This is a genomic window from Bradyrhizobium sp. HKCCYLRH3061, assembly GCF_051168015.1.
Classification (GTDB): Bacteria; Pseudomonadota; Alphaproteobacteria; order Rhizobiales; family Xanthobacteraceae; genus Bradyrhizobium.
Map to the genome: position 1 here is coordinate 18898 of NZ_JBNPUE010000024.1, position 26065 is coordinate 44962.

General features: G+C 64.9%; 22 protein-coding genes and 1 pseudogene. 12 read left to right on the forward strand and 11 right to left on the reverse strand.

The window, feature by feature from the left end; genetic code table 11:
• Positions 1 to 1734, reverse strand: coding sequence for an oxalyl-CoA decarboxylase (gene oxc, locus ACQR2C_RS29345; RefSeq protein ID WP_316182747.1), 1734 nt, complete (start codon positions 1732 to 1734; stop codon positions 1 to 3).
• A gap of 61 nt (positions 1735 to 1795) precedes the next feature.
• A complete protein-coding gene (locus tag ACQR2C_RS29350) occupies positions 1796 to 2491 on the reverse strand; it encodes a GntR family transcriptional regulator (protein ID WP_409997984.1) in 696 nt (231 codons plus the stop codon).
• Positions 2492 to 2716: 225 nt separating this feature from the next.
• Between ACQR2C_RS29350 and ACQR2C_RS29355 the strand changes: the two genes are divergently transcribed.
• Together ACQR2C_RS29355 and ACQR2C_RS29360 are read left to right on the forward strand one after the other, a co-directional pair.
• Positions 2717 to 4858 (forward strand): acetate--CoA ligase family protein, encoded by a 2142-nt coding sequence (locus tag ACQR2C_RS29355; protein ID WP_434882671.1) that lies wholly within the window; start codon positions 2717 to 2719, stop codon positions 4856 to 4858.
• A 123-nt stretch (positions 4859 to 4981) separates the two neighbouring features.
• Entirely contained in the window at positions 4982 to 5815 is an 834-nt protein-coding gene (locus ACQR2C_RS29360) for an IclR family transcriptional regulator (protein ID WP_434882672.1), read from the forward strand.
• 120 nt (positions 5816 to 5935) lie between these two features.
• Here the strand turns inward: ACQR2C_RS29360 and ACQR2C_RS29365 are convergent, their stop codons facing one another.
• On the reverse strand, positions 5936 to 6421 hold the full coding sequence (locus tag ACQR2C_RS29365) for a hypothetical protein (RefSeq protein WP_316182750.1): 486 nt from the start codon (positions 6419 to 6421) through the stop codon (positions 5936 to 5938).
• Positions 6422 to 6846: 425 nt separating this feature from the next.
• On the opposite strand from ACQR2C_RS29365, the gene ACQR2C_RS29370 reads away from it, so the two are divergent.
• From ACQR2C_RS29370 to arr, 5 genes are all read left to right on the forward strand, one after another.
• Complete coding sequence (locus tag ACQR2C_RS29370; RefSeq protein ID WP_434882673.1) at positions 6847 to 8649, forward strand: adenine deaminase; 1803 nt, start codon at positions 6847 to 6849, stop codon at positions 8647 to 8649.
• Between the two features lie 168 nt (positions 8650 to 8817).
• Positions 8818 to 10605 carry a glyoxylate carboligase gene (gene gcl / locus ACQR2C_RS29375; protein ID WP_434882674.1) on the forward strand — a complete coding sequence of 596 codons (1788 nt, stop codon included), beginning with the start codon at positions 8818 to 8820 and terminating at the stop codon, positions 10603 to 10605.
• 33 nt (positions 10606 to 10638) lie between these two features.
• A complete protein-coding gene (gene hyi, locus ACQR2C_RS29380; RefSeq protein ID WP_434882675.1) occupies positions 10639 to 11430 on the forward strand; it encodes a hydroxypyruvate isomerase in 792 nt (263 codons plus the stop codon).
• A 335-nt stretch (positions 11431 to 11765) separates the two neighbouring features.
• Positions 11766 to 12740 (forward strand): N-acetyl-gamma-glutamyl-phosphate reductase, encoded by a 975-nt coding sequence (gene argC, locus ACQR2C_RS29385; RefSeq protein ID WP_434882676.1) that lies wholly within the window; start codon positions 11766 to 11768, stop codon positions 12738 to 12740.
• Positions 12741 to 12830: 90 nt separating this feature from the next.
• Positions 12831 to 13244 carry an NAD(+)--rifampin ADP-ribosyltransferase gene (gene arr, locus ACQR2C_RS29390; RefSeq protein WP_316218501.1) on the forward strand — a complete coding sequence of 138 codons (414 nt, stop codon included), beginning with the start codon at positions 12831 to 12833 and terminating at the stop codon, positions 13242 to 13244.
• 134 nt (positions 13245 to 13378) lie between these two features.
• Here arr and ACQR2C_RS29395 read toward each other — a convergent pair.
• Positions 13379 to 13651 (reverse strand): annotated as a pseudogene (locus ACQR2C_RS29395) (alpha/beta fold hydrolase); the annotation flags it as partial.
• Positions 13652 to 13808: 157 nt separating this feature from the next.
• Between ACQR2C_RS29395 and ACQR2C_RS29400 the strand changes: the two are divergent.
• On the forward strand, positions 13809 to 14732 hold the full coding sequence (locus tag ACQR2C_RS29400; RefSeq protein WP_434882677.1) for a LysR substrate-binding domain-containing protein: 924 nt from the start codon (positions 13809 to 13811) through the stop codon (positions 14730 to 14732).
• Between the two features lie 197 nt (positions 14733 to 14929).
• Here ACQR2C_RS29400 and ACQR2C_RS29405 read toward each other — a convergent pair whose 3' ends face one another.
• Both ACQR2C_RS29405 and ACQR2C_RS29410 read right to left on the reverse strand, forming a co-directional pair.
• Entirely contained in the window at positions 14930 to 16348 is a 1419-nt protein-coding gene (locus tag ACQR2C_RS29405) for a TRAP transporter substrate-binding protein (protein WP_316218499.1), read from the reverse strand.
• 246 nt (positions 16349 to 16594) lie between these two features.
• Positions 16595 to 16834 (reverse strand): DUF7336 domain-containing protein, encoded by a 240-nt coding sequence (locus tag ACQR2C_RS29410; protein WP_316218498.1) that lies wholly within the window; start codon positions 16832 to 16834, stop codon positions 16595 to 16597.
• Positions 16835 to 17460: 626 nt separating this feature from the next.
• On the opposite strand from ACQR2C_RS29410, the gene ACQR2C_RS29415 reads away from it, so the two are divergent.
• Both ACQR2C_RS29415 and ACQR2C_RS29420 read left to right on the forward strand, forming a co-directional pair.
• On the forward strand, positions 17461 to 18135 hold the full coding sequence (locus tag ACQR2C_RS29415; RefSeq protein ID WP_434882678.1) for a hypothetical protein: 675 nt from the start codon (positions 17461 to 17463) through the stop codon (positions 18133 to 18135).
• Positions 18136 to 19112: 977 nt separating this feature from the next.
• A complete protein-coding gene (locus tag ACQR2C_RS29420; RefSeq protein WP_316182757.1) occupies positions 19113 to 19502 on the forward strand; it encodes a DUF1236 domain-containing protein in 390 nt (129 codons plus the stop codon).
• Positions 19503 to 19559: 57 nt separating this feature from the next.
• Here ACQR2C_RS29420 and ACQR2C_RS29425 read toward each other — a convergent pair whose 3' ends face one another.
• The 3 genes from ACQR2C_RS29425 to ACQR2C_RS29435 form a co-directional block, all read right to left on the reverse strand.
• On the reverse strand, positions 19560 to 19913 hold the full coding sequence (locus tag ACQR2C_RS29425; RefSeq protein WP_316218496.1) for a VanZ family protein: 354 nt from the start codon (positions 19911 to 19913) through the stop codon (positions 19560 to 19562).
• Between the two features lie 129 nt (positions 19914 to 20042).
• On the reverse strand, positions 20043 to 20642 hold the full coding sequence (locus tag ACQR2C_RS29430) for a thiamine pyrophosphate-dependent enzyme (RefSeq protein WP_315805112.1): 600 nt from the start codon (positions 20640 to 20642) through the stop codon (positions 20043 to 20045).
• Positions 20639 to 21190: a thiamine pyrophosphate-binding protein gene (locus ACQR2C_RS29435; protein ID WP_434882679.1), complete on the reverse strand. Its 552-nt coding sequence runs from the start codon at positions 21188 to 21190 to the stop codon at positions 20639 to 20641. Before ACQR2C_RS29435 ends, ACQR2C_RS29430 begins: the two co-directional genes overlap by 4 nt.
• A 149-nt stretch (positions 21191 to 21339) precedes the next feature.
• On the opposite strand from ACQR2C_RS29435, the gene ACQR2C_RS29440 reads away from it, so the two are divergent.
• Entirely contained in the window at positions 21340 to 22389 is a 1050-nt protein-coding gene (locus ACQR2C_RS29440) for a hydroxyacid dehydrogenase (RefSeq protein ID WP_434882680.1), read from the forward strand.
• 431 nt (positions 22390 to 22820) lie between these two features.
• A complete protein-coding gene (locus ACQR2C_RS29445) occupies positions 22821 to 23033 on the forward strand; it encodes a hypothetical protein (RefSeq protein WP_315805115.1) in 213 nt (70 codons plus the stop codon).
• Between the two features lie 9 nt (positions 23034 to 23042).
• Here ACQR2C_RS29445 and ACQR2C_RS29450 read toward each other — a convergent pair whose 3' ends face one another.
• On the reverse strand, positions 23043 to 23615 hold the full coding sequence (locus ACQR2C_RS29450) for a GNAT family N-acetyltransferase (RefSeq protein ID WP_434882681.1): 573 nt from the start codon (positions 23613 to 23615) through the stop codon (positions 23043 to 23045).
• Positions 23616 to 23623: 8 nt separating this feature from the next.
• A complete protein-coding gene (locus tag ACQR2C_RS29455) occupies positions 23624 to 25981 on the reverse strand; it encodes an Orn/Lys/Arg decarboxylase N-terminal domain-containing protein (protein ID WP_434882682.1) in 2358 nt (785 codons plus the stop codon).
• Between the last annotated feature and the right edge of the window lie 84 nt (positions 25982 to 26065).

Genomic DNA, 26065 nt, shown 5'->3' on the forward strand with positions numbered 1-26065 from the left:
TTACTTCTTCTTCGTCAGCACGCTCTGCGGATTGAGGTTGCCGATACGGCCGCTCTCGGATCCGGCCGCGGGATCAATCACTGCGTTGATCAAGGTGGGCTTGCCGGAATCCATCGCCGCGTTGACGGCGCGCTTCAGCTCGTCCGGCGAGGTCGCGTTGACGCCGACGCCGCCGAAGGCCTCCATCATCTTGTCGTAGCGCGCGCCCTTGACGAACACGGTGGTGGCCGGATCGTCGCCCGCCGCGTTCTGGTCGGTGCCGCGATAGATGCCGTCATTGTTGAAGATGACGACGCAGATCGGCAGATTGTAGCGGCAGATGGTCTCGACCTCCATGCCGGAGAAACCGAAGGCGCTGTCGCCCTCGATCGCCAGCACCGGCTTACCGGTCTCGACCGCGGCGGCGATCGCCGAGCCCATGCCGATGCCCATCACGCCCCAGGTGCCGACGTCGAGCCGCTTGCGCGGCTGATACATGTCGATCACGCCGCGGGCGAGGTCGAGCGTGTTGGCGCCCTCGTTGACCAGGATCGCGTCCGGACGCTCCTTGATGATGGTGCGGAGCACGCCGAGCGCGCCGTGATAGTCCATCGGCGAGTTGTTGTTCATCAGCCGCGGCGCCATCTTGGCGACGTTGTCCTCGCGCTTCTTCTGCACCGCGCTCAGCCACTCGGCCGGCGCCTTGGCCCAGTTGCTGCCCATCGCGTCGGAGAAGGCGGTGACGACCGAACCGATGTCGCCCACCACGGGGGCGGCGATCTCGACGTTGGAGTCCATCTCCTTCGGCTCGATGTCGACCTGGATGAACTTCTTGGGCTGTTCGCCCCAGCTCTTGCCCTTGCCGTGCGACAAGAGCCAGTTGAGGCGGGCGCCGATCAGCATCACGACGTCGGAGTCCTTCAGCACGGTCGAGCGCGCGGCACCGGCGCATTGCGGATGCAGGTCGGGCAAGAGGCCCTTGGCCATGCTCATCGGCAGGAACGGCACGCCGCTCTTCTCGACGAAAGTCTTGATCGCCTCATCGGCTTGCGCATAGGCCGCGCCCTTGCCGAGAATGATCAGCGGACGTTTGGCGTTCTTCAACAGATCGAGCGCGCGTTTGACGGAGTCGGGCGAGGGGATCTGCGCCGGCGCCGGATCGATCACCTTGACCAGCGAGGCGCTGCCTGCCTGCGCGTTCATCACCTGGCCGAACAGCTTGGCCGGCAGGTCGAGATAGACGCCGCCGGGACGCCCGGAGACCGCGGCGCGGATCGCGCGGGCGAAGCCGATGCCGATGTCCTGGGCGTGCAGCACGCGGAACGCCGCCTTGCACAGCGGCTTGGCGATCGCGAGCTGATCCATCTCCTCGTAGTCGCCCTGCTGCAGGTCGACGATCTCGCGCTCCGAGGAGCCCGAGACCAGGATCATCGGGAAGCAGTTCGTGGTCGCATGCGCCAGCGCGGTGAGGCCGTTCAGAAAGCCGGGAGCGGAGACGGTGAGGCAGACGCCCGGCTTCTTGGTGAGGAAGCCGGCGATCGCTGCGGCGTAGCCGGCGTTCTGCTCGTGACGGAAGGAGAGCACGCGGATGCCTTCAGCCTGCGCCATGCGACCGAGATCGGTGATCGGAATGCCCGGCACGTTGTAGATCGTGTCGATCCCGTTCAGCTTCATCGCGTCGATGACGAGATGGAAACCGTCCGTGAGCTCCTCGTGCGTGTCCGGTGCCTCGGTCTTAACAGCAGTCTGCGCCATGCGCCTCTCTCCCTGGTCGTCTACGAAGGCGCTTTGCGGCGACTTCTTCTGTTTGAACCCGTCAGCTGAATAGTTCCTGGCCGTGCGTCTCGACATAGCTCGCAAGGCCCAGCGTGTGATCCCGCGCGCGCTTCTCGGCGAGCTCGGTGTTGCGTTCCTCCAGCGCCTCGATGATCGCGAGATGCTCGGGCAGGGAGGCCGCGATACGGTCGGTGCGCCCGATCGTGAGCTGGCGATAGCCGCGCACGTGCAGCAGGATGTCGTTGGTCATGTCGACGAGCACCGGCGATTCCGACAGCGAGATCAGCGCCTGATGAAACGCGATGTTCGCCTTGGAATATTCCTCGATGTGCTCCTGCGGCGGGCGATCCTTGCCGAAGTCCTTGAAGTAGTCGCGCAGCGCGCTGATGTCCTTCTTGCGCGCGATCGTGGTGATGAGCCGCGCGGCCATGCTCTCCAGCGCCGCCCAGGCGCGGATCATGTCGACGATCTCGCTCTTCGTCCTGCGGACGACGACGATGCCACGGCGCGGCACGGTCTTCACGAAGCCGTCCTGCTCGAGCATCGCGATCGCTTCGCGGATCGGCGTGCGGCTGACACCGAGGCGCTCGGAGAGCGCGCGCTCGTCGAGCATCACGGGCTCGGGCGAGGCGTAGATGTCCATCTTCAGAATGGCTTCTTTCAAGGCCTCGTAGGCCTTATTCTTGAAGCTCGTCTCCGGGGCGATGCGAGCGATCGCGATGTCGGCCTCGGCCATGATGGGCAATGCCTTGTTTGTTTTCTCTGTAGACAAGACCGATCTCCTCTCCTTGGGAGATGCTTGTTTACAGCATTTTGCGTCCAAGATTTTTGGCATACCAGATGCCAGACTGTCAAGCTGCGTGCTTTTTCAGCGTTTCCACATCTTCGTCGCGCTTGACAAAGTTTGCTTCTGGCATACCAAATGCCATAAACGACGAGCAATCCCCAGGAGGAAGCCCCGATGTCTGACGCCATCCCGAATGCCAAGGCTACGATCCGAGACGTTCTCGATCGTGTGAAGGCGGATAAACGCACCAGCCTGACCGCGCCCGAAGGCAAGATCGTCTGCGATGCGTACGGCATTCCGGTGCCGAAGGAGGGATTGGCGAAGTCAGCCGCCGAGGCGGCCAAGCTCGCGGGAGATATGGGTTTTCCGGTCGTCATGAAAATCGTCTCGCCGGACATTCTGCACAAGACGGAAGCCGGTGGCGTCATCGTCGGCGTCAAGACCGCTGACGACGCGCAGAAGGCGTATGAGACCATTCTCGCGAATGCGAAGAAGTACAAGGCCGACGCCAAGATCGAAGGCATCCAGGTCCAGCAGATGCTGACCGGCGGTACCGAGGTGATCGTCGGTTCGATCACCGACGGCTCGTTCGGCAAGCTGGTGGCCTTCGGCCTCGGCGGCGTGCTGGTCGAAGTTCTCAAGGATGTGACATTCCGTCTCGCCCCCGCGACCAAGGAGGATGCGCTGTCGATGCTCGACGGCATCCAGGCCCATGAGATGCTCAAGGGCGTGCGCGGCGGCGATCCAGTCAGCCGCGAGGCGCTGTCGGACGTCATCGTCAAGGTGTCGCAGCTGGTCAGCGATTTCCCTGAGATCGTCGAGCTCGACCTCAACCCGGTGTTCGCCACCAAGACCGGCGCCATCGCCGCCGACGTCCGCATCGTCGTCGATTTCGACTACAAGCCCCGTCCGGCGCCGCGCTCGAACGAGGAAATCGTCACCGCGATGAACCGCATCATGAAGCCTTCCGCGGTCGCCGTGATCGGTGCCTCCGCCGAGGACGGCAAGATCGGCAACTCCGTGATGAAGAACCTGATCAACGGCGGCTACAAGGGCGAGATCTATCCGATCCACCCGAAGGCCTCCGAGATCCTCGGCTACAAGGCTTACAAGAGCGTCAAGGACGTGCCCGGCGTGATCGACACCGCCGTGTTCGCGATTCCCGCGAAGTTCGTGGCCGCGGCGCTGACCGAGTGCGGCGAGAAGAAGATTCCGGGCGCGGTGCTGATCCCGTCGGGCTTTGCCGAAGCCGGCGCGCCGGAGCTGCAGGCCGAGATCGTCGAGGTCGGCAAGAAGTACAACATCCGCCTGATGGGCCCGAACATCTACGGCTTCTACTACACGCCGGCCAATCTTTGCGCGACCTTCTGCACCGCCTATGACGTCAAGGGCCACGCCGCGCTGTCGTCGCAGTCGGGCGGCATCGGCATGGCGATCATCGGCTTCTCGCGCTCGGCCAAGATGGGCGTGTCGGCGATCGTCGGCCTCGGCAACAAGTCGGACATCGACGAGGACGATCTGCTCGCCTTCTTCGAGCAGGATCCGAACACGAACCTGATCGCGCAGCACTGCGAGGACCTCAAGGACGGCCGCGCCTTCGCGGAAGCCGCCAAGCGCGTCTCCAAGAAGAAGCCGGTCATCGTGCTCAAGGCCGGCCGCACCTCGGCCGGCGCCAAGGCCGCCTCGTCGCACACCGGCGCGCTCGCCGGCAACGACAAGATCTATGAGGACGTGCTGAAGCAGTCCGGCGTCATTCGCGCCCGCTCGCTGCGCCAACTGCTCGAGTTCGCCCGCGGCGTGCCGGTGCTGCCGACGCCGAAGGGCGAGAACGTCCTCATCATCACCGGCGCCGGCGGTTCGGGCGTGCTGCTGTCGGACGCGGTCGTCGACAACGGCCTGTCGCTGATGACGATGCCGCCGGACCTCGATGCCGCCTTCCGCAAGTTCATCCCGCCGTTCGGTGCCGCCGGCAACCCGGTCGACATCACCGGCGGCGAGCCGCCGATCACCTATGTGAACACGGTCAAGCTCGGCCTGTCGGACGACCGCATCCATGCGCTGATCCTCGGCTACTGGCACACGATCGTGACGCCGCCGATGGTGTTCGCGCGCAACATGGTCGAGGTGAAGAAGGAGATGGAGGCCAAGGGCTTCGTCAAGCCGATCGTCGCCTCGCTCGCCGGCGACGTCGAGGTCGAGGAAGCCGCCGAATATCTCTACCAGAACGGCATCCCGGCCTACGCCTATTCGACCGAGTTGCCGGTCGAGGTGCTCGGCGCCAAGTACAAGTGGGCGCGCGGCGCGGGCCTGCTCTGATTGATCTGACGCGATTGCCGCTCCGGCCCTGGCCGGGGCGGCACTTTCTTCTGTGCGTGACGAAGCAAGATCCGTCCGTCCTGCAACGGCGCCGCCTGCGATGGCCGCGCAGAGAGGCGCCACGTGATCCGTCGCAAGACGATCGAGCCACGCCCGGATGCCGCGGCCGAGCCCCGTGACGGCGGCGTGCAATCCGTCGGCCGCGCGCTCCAGATCCTGGAAATTCTTGCCGAGGACGACGAAGGCTATCGCCTCAGCGATCTCGCCGTGCGGGCCGGGCTATCCACATCGACCGTTCATCGCCTGCTGACCACCCTGGAGAAGCGCCGCTTCGTCCAGTTCGATCGCATGGAATCGAAATGGCACGTTGGCGCGCAGAGCTTCGCGGTCGGCGCGACCTTCACCCGCCGGCGCAATTTCGTCGCGCTCGCCATTCCCTATCTGCGGCGCTTGCGTGATCAGTCGCGCGAAACCGCCAATCTCGCCGTCGTCGATGATGAATCGCTGATGGTCCTGCTGCGGCTGGACAGCCGCGAGATCATGCGCTCGCTGACCAAGGTCGGCGGCCGCCTCGCCATGGTCGCCTCCGGCATGGGCAAGGCGGTGCTCGCGACCTATTCCGACGAGGATGTGAACGGCATCATTCACCGCCAGGGCATGCCGCGCCTGACCGAGAAATCCATCATCCGCGCCAGCGACCTGTTCCGCGAGTTGGAGACCATCCGCCGCCAGGGCTACGCCGTCGACGACGAGGAAGCCCGCCTCGGCCTGCGCTGCATCGCCGCCGTCGTTCACGATTCCTGCCGCGAGCCGCTGGCGGCGATTTCGGTGTCCGGCCTGGCGAGCCGGCTGACCGAGGAGCGGGTGCCTGTGGTCGGGGGCATGGTGCGGGATATTGCGGCGGAGCTGACGGTGGCGCTGGGCGGTCCCAAGCCGGCGGCTGACCTTGCGGAGTGATGCAGCAACAGCGGCAGATGCGTGCGAGATCGGCGCAGCAGCCGACAAGGGGAAACCAGCCGCTGTGGCGGGATGGCCGGTCCACGCATCGCGATGTGGTCCGAGCGAGACTGAGTCAGGTCAGTCGGTGAAATCGATGGTGAAGCGGATCGGGCTGATGGGCTTGGTCACGAAATGGATCGTCTTGCCGGCCAACGCCGCCAGCGAGCCCGATGCGAATTTGATGATGCCTGTTCCGGAGGTCTCGTTGCCCACCGGCTTGCCGTCCCGCATCACCGGCGATGCGGTCCCTTCGGTCGCCTGCGTCACCGCGCGCCCGCCGGGGATGCGGTGGACGCCGCCGCCGATCAAGAACGTTCCTTTGGCACCATCCCATTCGACCGTGTTCGAGGCCGTATACACCGCGCCCTTCAGCACGCCGTCGGTGCCGAGGCAGGAATATTCGACCGTCAGGAGGTTGTGATCGGGTCGATCGCCGACCGGCTCGGGAAAGGGGAAGCCGACCACCGTGCATTCGTAATGCGCGATCATGCCGGCGCGCGCTGCGGACCCTGTGGCGCTCGCGGCGAGAATGGAACAGGCCAGGATCAAGATGGTGTTGCGCATGGACGCCTCCTCGGCAGGCGCTCGTCCGAGCGGTCGCCGAACGCGCTCTGGTCTCGACAAAATAACACTAGAATCCAAAGTGTGGTTTTGATCTCTATCAACCGGAAGAAGAACGCTGTAGGTCAGTCCTTGTCATCGTCCTGCGCCTGCGGGCGACCGAGCTTGCATGGGCATCAGCAGGCGGAGAGCTTTCGCGCAGTCCGATTGCCCGAGCACGCCTCGTCGTCAGACCTGCCGCAGGCGGTCGCTGCGACGGATGGCTGCAAAGCGACCGTGGCGCCGCGCTGCCGCTGAAGCGGGAGATCGGCAGCCAGCTTCGCTGCCCAAGCCGTAGTCAGCTGCGCCGACCTATTTGGGCTTGCCGTCTTGCGTATCGCGCGCAACGATCGTGGCGGATCCCCCGAACACGTCCAGCGAGTTGTGCCATGACCAAACTCACCCGCTTCTCGGTCGCTCCTCTGCACAGCATGACGCGGCGGCTGGCCGACGTCGCGTCGGGCCGGGTCGCGCCCGATCTCGTGATCACAGGCGCGCGGGTGCTGTCGACCTATTCGGAGCGCATTCTCCCGAACCGCGAGCTGTGGATCACCGGCGGGCGTGTCGCGGCTGTGAAGCCCGCTGGTGCGCACAAGTCACTTCCCGGCGGCTTTGCGGTCTACGACGCGGCCGGCGGCATCATCGCGCCGGGGCTGGTCGATCCGCACATCCACATCGAATCCTCGATGGTCACGGCCTGCGCCTACGCCGAGGCGGCGCTGCTCAATGGCACCACGACGATCTTCTGCGACAGCCACGAGATCGGCAACGTGATGGACGTCGCCGGCGTCGAGGCGATGCTGGAGGACGCGCGGCAGGCGCCGCTGTCGATCTTCCTCACCGTGCCCTCGACGGTGCCGGCGACATCGGCGGCGCTGGAAACGGCCGGCGGTGATCTCACGCCGGACAAGATCGCCGGCCTGTTCGATCGCTGGCCGGAGGCGGTGGCGCTCGGCGAGAAGATGGATTTCGTGCCGGTCTGCATGGGCGACGAGCGCAGCCATGCCATTCTCGCTGCGGCCCTGCAGCGCGGGCGGCCGGTGTCGGGCCATGTCTATGGCCGCGAGTTCGTCGCGGCCTATGCCGCGAGCGGCGTCACCGATACCCATGAGGCGATCGACCGCGACATCGCCGACGATCTGCTCGATGCCGGCGTCTGGATTTTTTTGCGCGGTGGGCCACCGACCACGCCGTGGCACAGCCTGCCGCAGGCGATCCGCACCATCACCGAGCTCGGCGCGTCGCACAAGCGCACCGCCGTCTGCACCGACGACCGCGATGCCGACGATCTCATGCTGTTCGGCCTGGACTGGGTGGTGCGCGAGGCGGTCAAGGCGGGGATGTCGCCGGAGCAGGCCTGGTCGATGGGCTCGCTGCACGGCGCGACGCGCTTTGCCGTGGACGGCGAGATCGGCGGCCTCGGCGGCGGCCGCCGCGCCGACCTCGTGCTGCTCGACGACGGCCTGAAGCCGCAATCGACCTGGTATGGCGGCGAGCTCGTCGTCGACAAGGGCAAGATCACCGCGCTTCTCGATCAGGCGCTGTCGCAGCGCTATCAGTACCCGAAGGCGGCCTATGCCACGGTGAAGCTGCCCGCGCAGGTGAAGCTGACGCCGGAGCTGCCGACCAGAGCCTGCACCGTCAATGCGATCAAGACCGCGCTGCCGGGCATCACGCTGATCCATGAGAAGGTCGCGATCGAGCCGGCCAACGATTGGGAGACGCTGTTCGCGCGCCATGGTCTCTGCTTCGTCGCCGTGATCGAGCGCCACGGCAAGTCGGCGGGGAACGTCGCGCATGGCCTGTTGAAGGACTTTGGCCTGAAGCGCGGCGCCGTCGCCTCCAGCGTCGGCCATGACAGCCACAATATCATCGTCGCCGGCACCAACGAGGCGGACATGCAGGCCGCGGTCGCCGCGATCGGCCAGCACCAGGGCGGCGTCTGCGTGGTCGCCGACGGCGAGGTGAGGGCGATGGTTCCCTTGCCGATCGCGGGACTCTTGTCGGACAAGCGCGTCACCGAGGTCGCCGAGGAGGTAAAGCTGTTGAAGAAAGAGTGGGCGGAAGCCGGCTGCACCATTCCCTACATGGGCTTCAATTTGATTCCTCTATCGGTCATTCCGGAAATTCGCATCACCGACAAGGGCCTCGTGCTCGTGCCGCAGATGGAACTGGCGCCGCTGTTCGAATAACTACTCGCGTCTCGTCCTGTTAGGACATGTCAGTGTCGTTCTGTCCTAACTAACTGAGGCCGCCGGTGTTTTGCCGAGCGTGCCGCATCGTGGGAAAAATCGACGACTGAATTGAGATCGCATCCGTCAGCAGCGAAGCTCGCGCATCAAACAAGCGGGAGGCGCGAGATGGCGAAGATGCGGGCGATCGATGCTGCGGTGCGGATCTTGGAGGAGGAGGGCGTCACCTGCGCCTTCGGCGTTCCCGGCGCCGCGATCAATCCGCTTTATTCCGCGCTGCAACGCCGCGGCTCGATCCGCCACATTCTCGCCCGTCACGTCGAGGGCGCCTCGCACATGGCCGAGGGCTACACCCGCGCCAGGGCCGGCAATATCGGCGTGTGCATCGGCACCTCGGGGCCGGCCGGCACCGACATGATCACCGGGCTGTATTCGGCGATCGCGGATTCGATTCCGATCCTCTGCATCACCGGCCAGGCGCCGCGCGCCAGGCTCTACAAGGAGGATTTCCAGGCTGTCGACATCGAGCAGATCGCCAAGCCCGTGACGAAATGGGCGGTGACGGTGCGCGAGCCTGGCCTCGTGCCGCGCGTGTTCAGCCAGGCCTTCCACATCATGCGCTCGGGCCGGCCGGGACCGGTGCTGATCGACCTGCCGCTCGACGTGCAACTCGCCGAGATCGAGTTCGACGACGAGACCTATGCGCCGCTGCCGGTCTACAAGCCCGCCGCGACCCGGAAGCAGATCGAGAAGGCGCTGGAGATGCTCAATGCGGCCGAGCGCCCGCTGATCGTCGCCGGCGGCGGCGTCATCAACGCCGACGCCAGCGATCTCCTCGTCACCTTCGCCGAGACCGTCAACGTGCCGGTCGTGCCGACCTTGATGGGGTGGGGCGCCATTCCCGACGATCATGTGCTGATGGCCGGCATGGTCGGCCTGCAGACCAGCCATCGCTATGGCAACGCCAACTTCCTGGAGTCCGATTTCGTGCTCGGCATCGGCAACCGCTGGGCCAACCGCCACACCGGCTCGCTCGAGACCTACACCAAGGGCCGCAGCTTCGTGCATGTCGACATCGAGCCCACCCAGATCGGCCGCGTCTTCAATCCCGACCTCGGCATCGTCTCCGATGCCAAGGCCGCGCTGGAGCTGTTCATCACGGTCGCACGCGAGTGGCGAAAGGCCGGCAAATTGCGCGAGCGGCAAGCGTGGCCGGCCGCATGTCAGGATCGCAAGCGCACCATGCTCCGGCGCAGCGATTTCGACCAGGTGCCAATCAAGCCGCAGCGCGTCTATCACGAGATGAACAAGGCGTTCGGCCGCGACACCTGCTATGTCAGCGTCATCGGCCTGTCGCAGATCGGCGGCGCGCAGTTCCTCAGCGTCAACCATCCGCGCCACTGGATCAATGCCGGGCAGGCGGGCCCGCTCGGCTGGACCCTGCCGGCCGCGCTCGGCGTCCGCGCCGCCGATCCCAAGCGCGAGATCGTCGCGCTGTCGGGCGACTACGACTTCCAGTTCCTGATCGAGGAGCTCGCGGTCGGCGCCCAGTTCAATTTGCCCTACATCCACGTCGTCGTGAACAACGCCTATCTCGGCCTGATCCGCCAGGCGCAGCGCGGCTTCTCGATGGACTACCAGGTGCAGCTGTCGTTCGAGAACATCAACGCGCCGGAGGTCGGCGGCTACGGCGTCGATCATGTCGCGGTCGCGCAAGGGCTCGGCTGCAAGGCGATCCGCGTCACCGATCCGCGCCAGGCCCAGGCGGCGTTCGCGACCGCGCGCGAATGGATGGCGGAGTACCAGGTGCCCGTCGTGGTCGAGTTCGTGCTCGAGCGCGTCACCAACATCGCGATGGGGGCGGAGATCGACAATGTTGTGGAGTTCGAGGAGGTGCTCGACTTGCCGGTCGACGAGACGCCGGCGGAGCCGGCGCGCACTTTGCTGCCGGCTTGATCTCAGCGCACTCCGATCATCGAGGATCACGCCATGCCGCGCTCTGCCGCCAACCTCACGATGCTGTTCAACGAGCTGCCGTTCATGGAGCGCTTCGCCGCCGCCAAGGCCGCCGGCTTCAGCGGCGTCGAATATCTGTTCCCCTACGAGTTCGACAAGGCCGAGCTGCGCGAGCAGCTCGCGCGCCACGGCCTGACCCAGGTGCTGCACAATCTGCCCGCCGGCAACTGGGCGGCCGGCGAGCGCGGCATCGCGATCTTGCCCGATCGTGTCGACGATTTCCGCGACGGCGTGCGCCGCGCGATCGAGTATGCCCGCGCGCTCGACTGCCGCCAGCTCAACTGCCTCGTCGGCATCGCGCCCGACGATGCCGATCCGCGCGAGCTCAACCAGGTGCTGGTGCGCAATTTGCGCTTTGCCGCGATAGCGCTGGAGGCGCAGGGCATCAAGCTGCTGATCGAGCCGATCAACACGCTCGACATCCCCGGCTTCTTCCTCAACCGCACGGCCCAGGCGCTGCAGCTGATCTCAGACGTCGAGTCCGACAATCTGTTCGTGCAGTACGACATCTACCACATGCAGATCATGGAAGGTGATCTCGCCCGCACCATGCAGAAGCATCTCGCCCGCATCGCCCACATCCAGCTCGCCGACAATCCCGGCCGCCACGAGCCGGGCTCCGGCGAGATCAACTACCCCTTCCTGTTCCGCCACCTCGACGCCATCGGCTATTCCGGCTGGATCGGCTGCGAGTACAAGCCGCTGACGACGACCGCGGACGGGCTGGGGTGGATGACGGACCGGGCGATCGTTCCGGCCGACTGAGCGTCGCCTGGTGCGCATTGTTCGTAAGCGATTTCCGACAGCGATGCGCCGCTATGTCCCAAGCGCAGCGTACGCCGGCCCCGGAGCACAATGCGCTCCCCGTTCTTCACGGGGAGAGGGTTGAGGTGAGGGGCTGCCGCACGGGAGGTGCGGGCATGTTGGGGCGGTGACCATGCACAGGCGGCCAGTCGTCCGTTTCGCCGCGCCGCGCTTGCTGCTCACGTCGCCGCCGTCTCGGAGTGTGCTTGACAGGCCCTGCGACCTACGCAATTTGCTGTCGCTCATGCAACGCGCGCTCGCGGCGCCAGCCGCCGCGGCAGCACGAGGACACCACGATGACCATTCGCGTCGGCATTGTCGGCATCTCCGGTTTTGGCGGCGGCGAGGCGATGCGCCTGATCGCGGGCCACCCCTCGTTCGAACTGGTCTACGCCGCGGGCGAGGGCAGCGCCGGCAGCCGGCTGGTCGACCGCTTTCCGGGCGTGCCGGCGCGGCTGGCCGGGCTGGTGATCGAGAAGTGGGATCCGGCCACGCTGCCGAAGCTCGACGTGCTGTTCGCCTCGCTGCCCACGGGCACCTCGGCCGAGGCGCTGGCGCGCGTGCCGAAGGAGGTGAAGATCGTCGACATCGGCGGCGACCACCGCTACGTCGTGGGCTGGTCGTATGGCCTCGCCGACGTCTGGCCGGCCGAGATCGAGGGGCGGACCCGCGTCGCCAATCCCGGCTGCTTCCCCGCAGCGACCTTGACCGCGCTGGCGCCGCTGCTGGCCGACAAATTGATCGAGCCCGGCAACATCGTGATCGACGCCAAGACCGGCATCTCCGGCGCCGGCCGGGGCGGCGGCTCCGGTTTCGGCTACGCCGAGAGCAACGAGAACCTGGTGCCCTACGGTCTGCTGAAGCACGTCCACATGCCGGAGATCGAACGGACGATCGCCCGGCTGAGCGGCGGCAGCGCCGCCGGCCTGGTGTTCACGCCGCATCTGGTGCCGATGACCCGCGGCATCCTCGCCACCATCTACTGCCGCGGCCGCGCCACCACGGAGCAGTGCCTGGACGCGGCCCGGCGCTTCTATGCCAACAGGGCCTTCGTCCGCGTGACTGACAAACCGCCGCAGACCAAATGGGCCACCGGCTCGAACCTCGCTTTCGTCAGTTATGCGGCCGATCCCGAGCGCAATCTGGTGATCGCGATGGGCGTGGTCGACAATCTCGGCAAGGGCGCGGCCGGTCAGGCCGTGCAGAACGCGAACCTGATCTGCGGCCTGCCGGAAACCGCAGGTCTGGACGGCGTCCCTGTCTGGCCGTGAGATCTCTCGCGAGGCCGCGCTGTCGCCGCTGTGAGGGTCCGACATCCGCCGCGTGATCCCACGCGCTGGAGAGTCCATGCGAGGTCACTGATGTCGTCTGTCGCGACCGTGTTTGCGCAATCGTTCTTCCACGGCACACGCGCCGATCTGCGGCCGGGCGATCTCGTCGCTGTCGGCCATCCCTCCAATTTCACCGAGGCGGAGCCGCTGTCCTGGGTCTACTTCGCAGCCACGCTGGACGCGGCGATCTGGGGAGCCGAGCTGGCCGCCGGCAGCGGACGTGAGCGGATCTATGTCGTGGAGCCCACGGGACCGATCGTCGACGACCCGAACCTGACGGACAAGAAGTACCCGGGCAATCCGACAAAGTCCTATCGATCCCGCGCGCCGCTGCGGGTCGTTGCCGAGGTCGTCGATTGGCAGGGGCACGCACCGGATGTGCTGACCAAGATGAAGGAGGGCGTTGCGCGGGCGATGGCAGAGGGTCCGGGCATCATCGATTGACTGGCGGCTGGTGTGCGCCGGATCGCGTGCCGGGGCCGCGCGGTCCTTGCCCGGAGACCAGCGGAAGGGAGATGCGCTCCGGCCAACGGCATCTCCCTTCGCGAGTGAGATGAACCTCAGTTCGGCCGACGGTCTCAAACGGCAGCGGAAGCCTTGCGAATGGCCTCGATGACGAGGTCGGGCTGCGACAGCATGGCGACATGGCTGCTGTCGGCCTCGATCACGGTCGCCTTCATGCGCTTGGAAAGAAACCGCTGCAGATCGGGGTGCACGGTCTGGTCGTTCTTGGCGAGAATGTATCAGCTCGGCTTCGATCTCCAGGCGACCGCGTCGAGATCTTGCTGCTCGAGCAGGTCGGCGGCCGGCGGATAGTGGGTCGCCCAGACCAGCTTCTGCTCCTGCTCGGCCCGAAGGGGCATGACAGAAGACGATGCTGGGCTTCGGCGTCGACAATGTTTCTTGTCCCATTTTGGGTTGCAGACGGCGCGACGGTAGATCTCATCTTTTGCCGATGACCAAGACCTTGTAAGCTTCGAGCTATGCTTGGAAGATATACGAGGGGGCATGGAGCTCAGGCATCTGCGCTATTTCGTTGCCGTCGCTGAAGAAGGCAGCCTGCTGACCGCTGCCCAGCGGCGACTGAACACCTCGCAGCCGTCGCTCAGCCGGCAGATCCGCGATCTCGAGTCCGAAGTCGGCGTTCCGCTGTTGGAGCGCCAGGCCCGCGGCGTGGCGCTGACCTCCGCCGGACGCGTGTTTCTCGATCACGCGCGATTGGCGCTGCTTCAGGTCGAGGCGGCGACCGAGGGGGCCCGGCAGACGGCTCGCCCGCAAAAGCCTCTCCTTTCGATGGGATTCCTCGTCGGGCTGGAGGTCATGTGGCTGCCGCAACTCTTGCGCATCCTGCGCGAGGAAGCCCCGGACGTCGAGGTCACGCTCAGCACGCAATCCTCGCCGGAGCTCGCGCTGGCATTGATGCGAGGGAAGCTGGACATCGCCTTTCTCCGTCCCGAGAAAGACAACGAGGGTGTCGTCTTCAAAGTGCTGGCGAAGGAGCCGTTGATCGCGGTGCTGCCCGCCGATCATCGTCTGGCCTCGCGCAAGAAGATTCGGCCGCAGGATCTCGCCCGCGAAATCTATGTCAGTTCGGCGCGAACCTCCCCCGTGTTGCAGGAGGTCATCCAGGACTATGCCTCCAGGGTCGGCATCACCCTGGAGGCAAAGTACGCAGGCGAGAACATATCGTCCGCGATGTCGCTGGTGGCATCGACCGGCGGCATCAGCCTCGTTCCGCTCTATGCGCAGAACATGCTCGCCCCCAACGTCGTCGCGCGGGCGCTCGAGGGCGGCACCCCGACGGTCGATTTGGCCCTGGGATACAATCGGTCAAACCAGTCGCCCTTGCTCCGCCGGCTGTTGTCGCGCGCCGACGAGCTGGTCGCAAACGTTCAGAACCAGAGCATCATTCGCTATGTTGAAGCCGAATAGCGGGGACGATGGACGGCCGTGCAGGTCAAAAGCAGCCTTCGGGCAGGCGCCTGCTGCCTCGGCTTCGGCCTGACCTTGGGACTATCCCGCCGAGCATATCAAGGCGGGAGGCTCGCATTCTGATGGCTATCAGATCGGGCGTCCAATGGGGCTGGAACTTGCAGCGCTTCGCCGCAACCCAAGGCGCCGATGAGGCGTCATTGGCCGGGCGCGCCTATCGAAGAGAGCCGAGGGTTACCCACCGTTCGTGGTTGATCGGTGGGATCGCCGTGCAGCGTCGTTCGCCTTTCGGCAATGGCATGATTGAACAATTCAACGACGAGACCGAATGCCGCCAAGTCCTCCGGTTCGATGGCGCCATCATCATAGCCCTTGAGGGTCTCGGCGATGATCCCGTCGACCTCCCGCTGCCTGGTCAGCAGATCGTTTTCCGACGCGGCATTGCGCACTTCCGAGACCGCCGCAAGAATGCGGTTGCGGCCGCTGGTGTCGTCCTCCAGTTCATCCCGGTTCAGATAGCGGCGCAGCCATTCGGCGGCCGAACCGATGCCGGACAGAACGAGCAAGGCGAACCAGAAGTAGTCGCTGTACTTGTCCAGAAAGGTTCGCTCAGTGCCGTTGATCACCGCCGCGGCGCCGCGATGCACCGATGGTTCGGTCTCCTTCTCGGTATCGGGCTTCATGATGTGCGAAGCGCCGGCGAGACCTTGCGTGATCGTGTCGCGGACCGCGAAGAGTTGCCGGTAGAAGGCCGCCGCCTTGGCTTCGGAGAGCCCCTTCTTGGCCAGGATCAGGTGATTGACGCTGATCGTGTCGACCTTGTCCTCCGGCCAGGCCGGTTTCGCGTTGAAGACGCTGGCTGGAATTTCCTCGGCCTCGTAGCGCGGATGCTTCAGGGCAATGGCCTCCGATGCTTCGATCGGAAGAAACGTGGGCGCTCCGCGTGCCCGGGAGGTCGCGGTGATCGCGTCCACCGTGATCTTGCTGTCGAGCGGACCGACGGCGAGATACGCATCGAGGGTGGGGTCTTGCGCAAGCTTCTCGATCTCGTCTGTGCCGAATTGGGCGGTGGCAACCTTGTCGGGTGGCACGCCGGATCCCTCCAGAATGGCCTGGAGCACGGCCACGTTTGCTCCGGTCCTTCCGATGATGCCGACCTTGTGACCCGCCAGATGGGCGATATCGGCGATCTTGCCGCCGGCCTTATGCTTGGATTCGCTGCCGCGTCGCCCGGAGGGCGACCACAGCACGACATAGTTCTTGCGCAGGACGGCCAGTGTTTGCGCATCGGGCGGCATGCCGAGGTCACCGCGGCCGACCGCCAGATCGGTCTTGTCGGCGGCCAGCAGCGCCAGTGACTCCGCCGCTCCGCCGGTCGTGATCGGGGAGAGCCGGACGGTCCTGCTTTCCTCACCGAAGGCGTCGGCCATCGCCTGGACCACCTTATGGTCGTCGCTCGCCGCCGGTCCGACGGCGATCCGGAGTGTCTCGGGCTGCAAGACGTAGAACAGGCCGGCTGCAGCGGCGCCAAAAGCGACAAATCCCAGGGCCAGCACGATCAGCAACCGTCGTTGACGGCGATCGTGAGCGCTCCTGACCACATCGGACGATGACATCAGCGGGACCCTCTGAAAAACGCGCTTTGGCTTTAAACGCGCTGGAACTTGGGCGAACCGGTGTCCGTCCGGAATGTTCCGTCGCAACGGTTGAGAGTTGATGAAAGCCAGCCTTGCTGGTCCAGCTTCCGGTCAAAGTGGCCCTGAGGCATTCTGGCGCCTAATTCCGAGGAGCCCAAGAGTGGACGTTGCCAGCGCCGTCCCGGAAGGGTCCGGGACGGGCCAGAAACCGGCATCGTGCGACGTTCACTTCGCGGTCGGCTCCGTGATGAACCCTTCACTCCACCGATCCTTGTCGACCTGATATTCGTCGACAAGGAAGGCGTCCGGATAGCCGCGAAAGCCTTCAAATTGAAGTTTGCGCTGTCTTGCGGACTCTGCTTCGGCGGCGCTGCTGTAGACCCCGATGAGCTTGTCATCGGTATCGTTCTCATCGATGCCGCCTTCGAGCGGTCGGCTGTGCCAAAGCAGAAAGACCCTGCGCATCTACTCTCGTCCTTGTTTTTGGCCGCCATGAAGGTCTCGAAGTCGGACTCGGGCCTGAAGCGGGAGTTGTCCTTAGACGCTGCGAGTGACATGAAGCCACAGGATGAACAGTCCAAGCCCCGTCAGAAACCAAAGAATAAAATACAAGATCAGCTTGAAAAGATCGCTGTCACTGCGCCGATAATACGCTCGATCACGGTTGGCTATTTGCCTTTCTTCACGGATCAGCTTGCCGGTCCTCCATACGAGGGCCGATGCTCCTATCATAATCCAGAGTTGTAACAGGATGAACATGCGACAATACGCTATAGCACCTATGTCTATCAATCGGCGGGCCGAAAGTTAAACTTGATTGAATGAGCTAGAAGTCGGCCTCGGGTCAAAACATGCTTTCGGTAGTCCAATGACTTGCTTCCGATTGCCTCGGCAGGCGGACATCCCAGCTGCCATTTGAAGGTGCGGTATGAGCCAGAGTACGAGGTTATTCCTTGCAGATGCACGAGCGCGGCGGGCCGTCGGCGTACAGCTGACTCGATCATCGCGGATCTTCGATGCGATCATTTTCATGGCTTATCAATCTGAGGTCAATATGAGTGGAGCTTGATGGAAAATTGGAATGAAGCCCGATGAAGCTCAGCCGATCATCTCAGCCGTACCTTACAAGTCTCGGCATTTTGGCCATGGCTCTCGGGCTCCTCGACCCGCGCCCCGTGGGGGCTGCTGACGAGCTGCAATATTTCCACGACTGCGTGAAGCAGGAAATGCCCTCGGCTTTGCGCCGCTTCGTCATCGCAAACGGTCCAGCCAATGGTCCAGATAGACTGAAGCGCGCGGGGGATAGCGCGAGAACTGACATTGTGAATGACTTGTTTTCGGTCTGTCGGCAGCGCGCATTGGATGGTGCGCACCGCGTAGATGAGCGCTCCTACGTTGACGACGCCGTAGGATCATTCTTCAAGGAGATCCCCTGGATTGTCGATCTGCAGCACCGGGCGGAGCAGCTCTTGAAGATTGATCCAGATAAGGCGTTCGAAGAGCAGGCTGTGCGCGCCTATTCCTTCTGTCTCGAGGGCGCTGCTCGCCAATTGGCTCGAACGTCCGATGATTCCATCGATGCGATCGAGCAAGAGGCCCTCGCAGGGTGTAGTAAGAACAGACGGATTGTCGTTGATACATATTCAAGTCATGGCAAGTCCTATGCTCCGGAGGCGATGACAGCTGCGGAGCAGGAGTTTCATGGTAAAGTGTCTGCGGTCGTGACGACAACTCGAAACGACCTGCGTAAGACAAAGCAGCAATAGCGGTCTCTGGGGCGGTTATTTCGAATGTCCCGCACGGCGAAAGATGCCAAGCGATCGCTTCGCCTTTGGGTCAAGCGGCCATCGGACGGCTTGCTCCGGTTCCATCCTAGAGCCGGACACGCGCGGCGCTGACATTCAGGAAGCCACTCGAGTGTGCTCTTTCCCGAGTGCCCCGATTGTCCTCCGAGCTGACAGCGACCGCTTGCTCGTCGGGCAAATCAGTCCCGGAGCTTTGCGCGCTTTAGGCTGAGCGGGCCATCAGGCGCTAGGCGGTGTCGTATCCGCACGCAAAAAATTCGGCTTCTGAATCAACTTGATAGTCCGCTGACGATCGGCAGCTCCGGAAAGGCCTTTCTTTTTCTCAGAAATAATGCATGATGCACCCATCCTGTCCCGCCGAGAGGGGCGTAGCGCGCGATCGTCACGACACGTGGGGCAGGGATGCGGTGGCCGTGAGATGTCGCAGCATGTGCTTGCGCATGCGGACGAACGACACATCACGGACGCGAAGTCGTGTGGTCCTGGCCTCCCGGTGCCGAGGTCAAGCGCGTGACGAGGGCTCTTGCCCTCGCGCGAGCGACGGGGTCAATCAGCCGGTCCCCGAGGAGAGCGCGAAGGAAGCGTTAAGACCGCCGCGCAGGGAATGCCGGTTGATCGGCTTTGCCTGTGGTACCTGCCGCCTGCATTTTTTCAGCAGGCGGGCCATGGGTGAGGCCTTCACCCGGCATTCCCTGCGCCCTCTCGATCTCATCGAAGGGCGATCGATCGCAGGACTCGGGCGTGATCCGCCGCGAGATCGCGAACCTGCGCCGCTGTTTGAAACGTGGAGAGACCTCGAGCGATCTTTGTCATGTCCCGTTGCGGAGCTTCGGTTTCCGTTCCCAAGGGAATGATGAAGTTTCGGCCATTTGGAACCGGAACCGCGGGCGTTCTCTCGGTGTTGAGCGGGCACCTTGAACGCACTGGAGGAGAGAATGATGAGGACCCGTCTTGCTGTTACGCTGATCGCCACCTCGCTGCTGGCGTCGACCGCCGCGTTTGCCCAGTCCACCACCGTCGAAGGCGCCGCCAACGGCGCGGCGGCTGGCGGCGCGGTCGCCGGTCCGGTTGGCGCCATGGTCGGCGGCACGGTCGGTGCGGCCGTTGGTGCCGCGGTGGAGATCCCGAACGCCGTGATCACGTCGATCGATGCCGAGCGTGCGCCGTCCGTCGTGGTGCATGAGCGCGTCGTGGTCGGCGAGCCGCTGCCCGCCACCGTCGAGCTGCGCCCGGTGCCGCGCTACACCGAGTATCGCTACGCAGTCGTCAACGATCGCCGCGTGATCGTCGATCCGCGCACCCGCCGCGTGATCAAGATCATCGAGTGATCTGACATCATCGCGCCGGAAGGCCCCGCCGCAAACCGTGGCGGGGCCTTTCTGCGTTCAGGTGGTCTGGGTGCGGATCTGGCGCGCGAGCCAGTCGAGCGCGGCGGCCAGGCCGAAGCCGATGCAGGCGGTGGTGGCGTCGACGATGAAATCCTCCAGCCGCGCATGACGCCCGGGTGCCAGGAATTGCGCCAGCTCCAGCGCCCCGATTAGGATGACCGCGATCCCTGTGGTCAGCAGCCGATGGCTGCGATAGGCGAGGCCGAAGGCCAGGCCGATCAGGACGAAGGCGAGGGCGTGCTCGCCGTCCTGTCCGAGATGGGAATGCGGCCGGTAGTTCGGCGGGCCCAGCGTCGCGAAGGCGACGGCTGCGGCGAGCAGCCAGGCCGAAAGGCGGAATACGATCTTCATGAGCTCTGCTTAGCACGATCCGGGCTGTGGGCCGGGCTCACAGCGGCTTGAGCCCCTAGTGTAGTTAACGCGGCGCGGGTCGAGGTTCATGGCGTCTCATCTTACCGCGCGGCGCCGTCGCCGGGCTTTTCAGATCGGCTGCCGCACGCCCAACCCCTGCATGAAGCGCTCGCGAATCTGCGCGGGATCGCGCCGGGTGGCGCCGACGCCGGGCTTGTCGTCGATGCGGGCCGCGATCAGCACCGGGCCGGCGGTTCCCAGCGCCAGATCGACGAGGCGTTCGAAATCCTCCTCATCTGCGGCCCAATGGCTGGCGCGAATGCCGCATCCTGCGGCAATGGCTGCGACGTCGGCCTGCCGGGCCGAGGTCGGCTGGCTGCCGGTGATCTGGTAGACGCCGTTGTCCATGACGATGATGGCCAAATTTTTCGGCGCCAGCGTCGCAATCGTGGCGAGGCAGCCGAGCTGCATCAGCAGCGAGCCGTCGCCTTCGAGCGCGAACACCCGGCGCTGCGGCTGCGCCAGCGCGACGCCGAGCGCGATCGGGCAGGCCAGCCCCATGCTGCCGAGCATGTAGAAGTTCTGCGGCCGCGGGCCCGCCGCCCACAGATCGAAATTGGTGTTGCCAATGCCGCCGATGACGGCTTCCTCATGCTTGAGCTTCGCAACCAGCCGGCAGGTAAGGTCATGGCGGTTCATGATCTTGGTGTTGAGGATCGGCGCGGTCATGCGAACACCTTTCCGCCGGTGAGCAGCGGGGAGAGGATCAGCGCCACCGGCGCCTGCGTCGCGACCGCCTGCTTGATCGAGCGGTCGACGATGAAGTCGAGCTCGTCGAGCCGCGTCATGGTGTGATGCTCCATCGCCAGCGCATCGAGCACCGGCCGCATGGTCCGGCACACCAGCGACTGGCCGTAGTTGAATTCGCCGAGCGTGCCGCGCTCCGACACGAGCATGATGAGCGGGATCTGGCAGGGCACGACCAGCGAGGCCAGCACGTTGGGCAAGGTCGCGAAGCCCGAGGTCTGCATCAGGAGCGCGCCGCGCCGCCCGCCCATCCAGGCGCCGGCGAGAATGCCGACCGCTTCCTCCTCGCGCGCGGTCGCAAACGTCGTGAAGAACGGATCATCGTGCAGGCTCTGGATCAGCGGCGTCAGGACGCGGTCGGGAACGTAGGGGATGAGATCGACGGCGTTGCGCTTCAACGTCTGCAGCACGATCTCGTGCCAATTCGGCACAGCGGCCGCTGATCGCGCCGCGTCGGCATCGGCGGCCATTGCTGTTCCTCCGGTCGTCCCTGATGGGGCTCTGTTTGGTGCCGAGCTTGACGGCACCGGGACGATTGTCAACATGCCGGCCCGGCCGGTCAGGCATCCGCCTTTCAAGTCGGAAATCAAGAACCAAGATACCAGGAGGTCGCCTGTTCATGGCCGCGAATTCCAAGCGCGTCTTCTACGTCAAATATCTCGCGCACCCGATCTTCAGCGAGCTGCTCGCAGGCCGCCCCGACGTCCGGCTCGACCGGCTGGAGAACGAGAGCTCCGAGGCCGAGACGGCGCCGATCCTCGCCGCCGCCCACGCCTACCAGATCGGGGCGGCCCGCGACGAGCTCGCGCCGCGCTTCCATGTCGATGCAAACCTGCTGCGCCGCGCCCCGAACCTTCTCGTCGTGTCGAGCAACGGGGCTGGATATGACCCGGTCGATGTCGAGGCCTGCACCGCGGCCGGCGTCCTCGTCGTCAACCAGTCCGGCGGCAACGCGCATTCGGTGGCGGAGCACACGCTCGGCATGATGCTGACCCTGTCGAAGCGCATCATCCAGTCCGACCGCCGGCTGCGCCGCGAGGCGGATGTCAACCGCAACGATCTGATCGGCAACGAGGTGCAGGGGCGGACGATCGGCATCGTCGGACTTGGCAACGTCGGCCGCCGGGTTGCCGAGCTGTGTCGCGGCCTCCTCGGCATGACGGTGCTGGCCTATGACCCCTATCTCTCGTCGGAGGAGATCGCGGCCCGCGGCGCGGAGAAGGTCGAACTCCATGACCTGATGCGGCGCTCCGATTTCGTCTCGATCAACTGCCCGCTGACGAGAGACAGCCGCGGCATGATCGGCGCCCGGGAGTTTGCGCTGATGCAGCCGCATGCCTATTTCGTCACCACCGCCCGCGGCTTCATTCACGACGAGGAGGCGCTGTTCGCTGCTCTGAGCGAAAAGCGCATCGCCGGCGCCGGGCTCGACGTCTGGGCCAAGGAGCCGCCGCCGCCGGATCATCCGCTGCTCCAATTCGACAACGTGCTGGCGAGCCCGCACACCGCCGGCGTGACGCGGGAGGCGCGGCAGAACATGGGCCGGATCGCGGCCGAGCAACTGCTCGCCGCGCTCGACGGCGGCCGGCCGCCGCGCCTGATCAATCCCGAGGCCTGGCCGCGCTACAGCGCCCGTTTCCGCGAGGCGTTCGGAGTGGCGCCGGGCTAGCCGGGAGAGGGGGAGTTGCGGGGAGAAGATTTCATGCGTCGCAAGCTGCGGGGTGGTAATGAATCTTCTCTCCCGGGCGGCTGCGGCGACGTGGACATTGCTATTTTCCGCGCCGTCTCGACAGCCCGGCGGCGGCTGATCATTTTTCCAGAGGCGCCATGAGCTTAGGCCATTTTTTTCGCTCGGCGCAGAAGGGAAACTGGTCCGATGCGCCGCCTGAACGCCATCCTGAAGTCGACCCATGGCCGCGTCCGTCGCGCCGTCTCGCAGTTCGTCGCGATTGCCGCCGCAAGCCTGCCTTCGGTCGGAGCCTGAGCGCCGGTTCCACGAGCTGCGTCAAATATTTGCGTCGGCCGCTTGATATCGGTCAACAGCGGACGGAGAAGCGCGCTAACATCTCCTCGATCACTGCGTGAGAGGCAGGAGGTTGCATGTCGCGCTACGTCATCCATTTCCTGAAGGACGTGCTGGGCGAGAATGGCCGCCAGTGCGAGATTTGCCAGAGCACGCTGGAGGTTGAGGCCGACAGCGAAGGCGAAGCCGCAGAAATCGCAAAGTCCAGGTTCTGCGAACAGCAGGAGCTGCGCGACTGGTCGCTGCACGCCGACCGCATCGAGGTGAAGGCGGCCGACTTTCCCTCCTGAGCTGCGGGCTCAGCGGCCCAGCCCAGCCGGTGCATCGCGGGCCCCGGGGCCGAGCGAGCGCTGCACCATCACGGTGTCGCACCAGCGGCCGTAGCGGTAGGCGACGCCCGGCAGCAGCCCCACTCTGGCGAATCCGAAGCGTTCGTGAATGCCGAGCGAGGCGACGTTGTCGGCGTCGATATAGCCGATCATCTGCCGATATCCCGCCGCGGCGGAAGCATCGATCAGCGCCTGCATCAGCAGCCGGCCGACACCGCGGCCGAGATGCTCATGGTGGACATAGATCGAATGCTTGACCGCGAACCGATAGGCCGGCCGCTTCCTGAACAGGACCACATAGGCATAGCCCACGACCTCGCCGCGGAATGTCGCAACCAGATGCGGCAGGCGATGATTGCGCAGATTCTTGCGCCGCTGCTTGAGATCGTCCGGCTCCGGCGCGCCGGAACCGGGGGCGCTGTCCTCGACCCCGCGGCGGACATGCCGCCGGTAGATCGAGAGCATGGCCTCGACGTCCTCGTCGCGTGACGGCCTGACGAGGACCGGCGGCTCGGTCTCGCCAGCCGTGATCGTGCTGTCCATGGTTCGAATTACTCTGCGCAGACATAGGTATGGAGCCGGACCCGGCCGGACTCGTCGAGCTCCTTGTACAGCCCCTGGATCTCGACGTCGAAGCCGGGATAGGCGTTGAACGCCCGCTCGAACATCTTGAGGTAATCGATCATCGGCTGGGCGCGCGCGGAGAGCCGCTCGCCCGGAACGATGGTGGCGATGCCCGGCGGATAGACCACGAACGGCGTCGTCGCAACGCGCCCGGCGATCTGGTCGATCGGCAGGTAATCGACCTCGTTGCGCATCAGCGCACGCGCTGCCTCACGCGGCGACATCGCGATCTCCGGCAAATGCTGCGGCTGGAACTGCTTTGCCTGCAGCGCGCTCACCTCGGCGTCGCGATAGAAACGATGCATCTCGCCGCAGAGGTCGCGCAGCCGCAGCTTGCCGTAGCGCGCAAAGCGCTTCCGGGTGAACTCCGGAATGGCGTCCTCCAGCAGCACGTTGTCATCGTGGAGCCGCTTGAAGGCGACCAGACCGCTGATCAGGGTTCCGGCCTTGCTGGCCTCGACACCCGGCGTCAGCAGGAAGAGCAGCGAGTTGAGATCGTTCTTCTCCGCCACGATACGGTTCTCGCGCAGATATTGCGCGACGATCGGCGCCGGGATGCCGTGGTCGGCATAGCCGCCCGTGGCGCGATCAAAGCCTGGGGTGAGCAAGGTCAGCTTGTTCGGATCGGTCATGGTGAAGCCGGCGGCCAGATCCGGAAAGCCGTGCCATGCCGCCCCGGGCGCGAGCTGCCAGAGGGACGCGTCGGTTGCGAGCTGGTCGGTCGAGATCGCCTCCCAGGCCACATCGTGGCTGGCTCCGGGATTGGCCGCATCGGGAATCGAGACGCGATCCGGAACGAACGGCTCGAAGAACCAGCGCCGTGCCGGATCCTTCTCCTTCTCCTCGAATTCCCTGCGCATCGCCCGGATCTTCTTGCGCAATTCGATGCCGAGCCGGATCGTGTCGTCCCACAGCACCTCGCCGGAGCGGCCCTTCATCATCTGCGCGCCGACGTCCAGCGAGGCGAACAGCGGATAGAACGGCGAGGTCGAGGCGTGCTGCATGAAGCTTTCGTTGAAGCGCCGATGCTCGATCCGCCGCCGCTGCCCCTTGATGTGGCGGTCCTTGACGTGGATCTGCGAGGCCTGGGAGAAGCTCGCGAGCTGCTTGTGGGTCGATTGCGTGGCGATGATGCCTGGTGCGTCGGGTCCGAGATCGCCGAGGCCCATGGCGAAGCGGCCGGCATAGAGCGGGTGGAACTTCATGAACCCCGCCCAGGCCTCGTCGAACATGATGTAGTCGCAGAGGTGGCCGATCCGCTTCAGGATCATCTCGGCTCTGTGGATCGTGCCGTCATAGGTGCACTGCTCGACCACCGCGACGCGGAACGGCCGCTCCTTGCGCCAGGCGTCGGGGTCCTTCACCAGCGGGTTGTCGCGGATTTGTTGCCGCAGGTGCTGCTCGTCGAGCAGGTCCCAGCGCATCGGGCCGATCAGGCCCCAGGGGTTGCGAACTGTCGGGACGTAGATCGGGACGCCGCCCGAGATGAGCAGCGCACCATGATGGGCCGCCTTGTGGTTGTTGCGGTCGAACAGCACGAGGTCACCATCGGTGACCAGCGCGCCCAACACGACCTTGTTGGAGGTCGAGGTGCCGTTGAGGACAAAATAGGTCTTCTCGGCGCCAAAGATTTGCGCCGCTTCCTTCTGCGCGCGCAGCGCCGGTCCCTCATGGGTCAGGAGATCACCGAGATCGAGCACGGAATTGTCGAGGTCGTCGCGGAATACGGCTTCGCCGAGATGCTCGACGAAGATCCGGCCGATCGGGCTGCGGCTGTAGAACACGCCGCCATTGTGTCCGGGACAGGTCCAGAGCTGGTTGCCTTCCTCGGCATAGTCGACCAGCGTGCCGAAGAACGGCGTTTTCAGCGTCTCCGCATATTGCTTCAGTCGGCTGATCAGGTTCTTGGCGATGAAGGCGGGCGTCTCCTCCGACAGGAAGACATAGCCGTCGATGAAGTCGAGCACCTCGACCGGCAGATCCTCGAACCGCTTGCGGCGGATCAGGAGGATGATCGGGAAGTCCAGTCCGCGCCGGCGCATCAGATTGATCAGCGACGCCGTCTTGCCCTCCAGTCCCTTCTTGCCCCAGTCGACGACCATGCAGCCGATCGCGGCGTCCGTCTGCACCGCGATCTCGGCGTCCTCCAGCTTGCGGGCGCGCACCACCTCGAAGCCCGAGCGCTGGATCTCCTCGATGATCTGGTTGAAGCGGACGCCGGCGAGATCGTCGGTTTCGAACACGGGCGCGGCGAACAGGAAGGTGAAGCGACGGGAATATTCCATGAGAGTCTTTCGGGCTGGGTGGGGCAGCCACCTGTCGTCACGTTCGATGACGGTTCAATGACAATCGGGCACTCACGGAGCTTG

Coding starts and splice junctions, on each gene's coding strand:
- oxc (WP_316182747.1), bottom strand. CDS start 1,734: ATGGCGCAGACTGCTGTTAAGACCGAGGCACCGGACACGCACGAGGAG.
- ACQR2C_RS29350 (WP_409997984.1), bottom strand. CDS start 2,491: ATGGCCGAGGCCGACATCGCGATCGCTCGCATCGCCCCGGAGACGAGC.
- ACQR2C_RS29355 (WP_434882671.1), top strand. CDS start 2,717: ATGTCTGACGCCATCCCGAATGCCAAGGCTACGATCCGAGACGTTCTC.
- ACQR2C_RS29365 (WP_316182750.1), bottom strand. CDS start 6,421: ATGCGCAACACCATCTTGATCCTGGCCTGTTCCATTCTCGCCGCGAGC.
- ACQR2C_RS29370 (WP_434882673.1), top strand. CDS start 6,847: ATGACCAAACTCACCCGCTTCTCGGTCGCTCCTCTGCACAGCATGACG.
- gcl (WP_434882674.1), top strand. CDS start 8,818: ATGGCGAAGATGCGGGCGATCGATGCTGCGGTGCGGATCTTGGAGGAG.
- hyi (WP_434882675.1), top strand. CDS start 10,639: ATGCCGCGCTCTGCCGCCAACCTCACGATGCTGTTCAACGAGCTGCCG.
- argC (WP_434882676.1), top strand. CDS start 11,766: ATGACCATTCGCGTCGGCATTGTCGGCATCTCCGGTTTTGGCGGCGGC.
- arr (WP_316218501.1), top strand. CDS start 12,831: ATGTCGTCTGTCGCGACCGTGTTTGCGCAATCGTTCTTCCACGGCACA.
- ACQR2C_RS29400 (WP_434882677.1), top strand. CDS start 13,809: ATGGAGCTCAGGCATCTGCGCTATTTCGTTGCCGTCGCTGAAGAAGGC.
- ACQR2C_RS29405 (WP_316218499.1), bottom strand. CDS start 16,348: ATGTCATCGTCCGATGTGGTCAGGAGCGCTCACGATCGCCGTCAACGA.
- ACQR2C_RS29410 (WP_316218498.1), bottom strand. CDS start 16,834: ATGCGCAGGGTCTTTCTGCTTTGGCACAGCCGACCGCTCGAAGGCGGC.
- ACQR2C_RS29415 (WP_434882678.1), top strand. CDS start 17,461: ATGAAGCTCAGCCGATCATCTCAGCCGTACCTTACAAGTCTCGGCATT.
- ACQR2C_RS29420 (WP_316182757.1), top strand. CDS start 19,113: ATGAGGACCCGTCTTGCTGTTACGCTGATCGCCACCTCGCTGCTGGCG.
- ACQR2C_RS29425 (WP_316218496.1), bottom strand. CDS start 19,913: ATGAAGATCGTATTCCGCCTTTCGGCCTGGCTGCTCGCCGCAGCCGTC.
- ACQR2C_RS29430 (WP_315805112.1), bottom strand. CDS start 20,642: ATGACCGCGCCGATCCTCAACACCAAGATCATGAACCGCCATGACCTT.
- ACQR2C_RS29435 (WP_434882679.1), bottom strand. CDS start 21,190: ATGGCCGCCGATGCCGACGCGGCGCGATCAGCGGCCGCTGTGCCGAAT.
- ACQR2C_RS29440 (WP_434882680.1), top strand. CDS start 21,340: ATGGCCGCGAATTCCAAGCGCGTCTTCTACGTCAAATATCTCGCGCAC.
- ACQR2C_RS29445 (WP_315805115.1), top strand. CDS start 22,821: ATGTCGCGCTACGTCATCCATTTCCTGAAGGACGTGCTGGGCGAGAAT.
- ACQR2C_RS29450 (WP_434882681.1), bottom strand. CDS start 23,615: ATGGACAGCACGATCACGGCTGGCGAGACCGAGCCGCCGGTCCTCGTC.
- ACQR2C_RS29455 (WP_434882682.1), bottom strand. CDS start 25,981: ATGGAATATTCCCGTCGCTTCACCTTCCTGTTCGCCGCGCCCGTGTTC.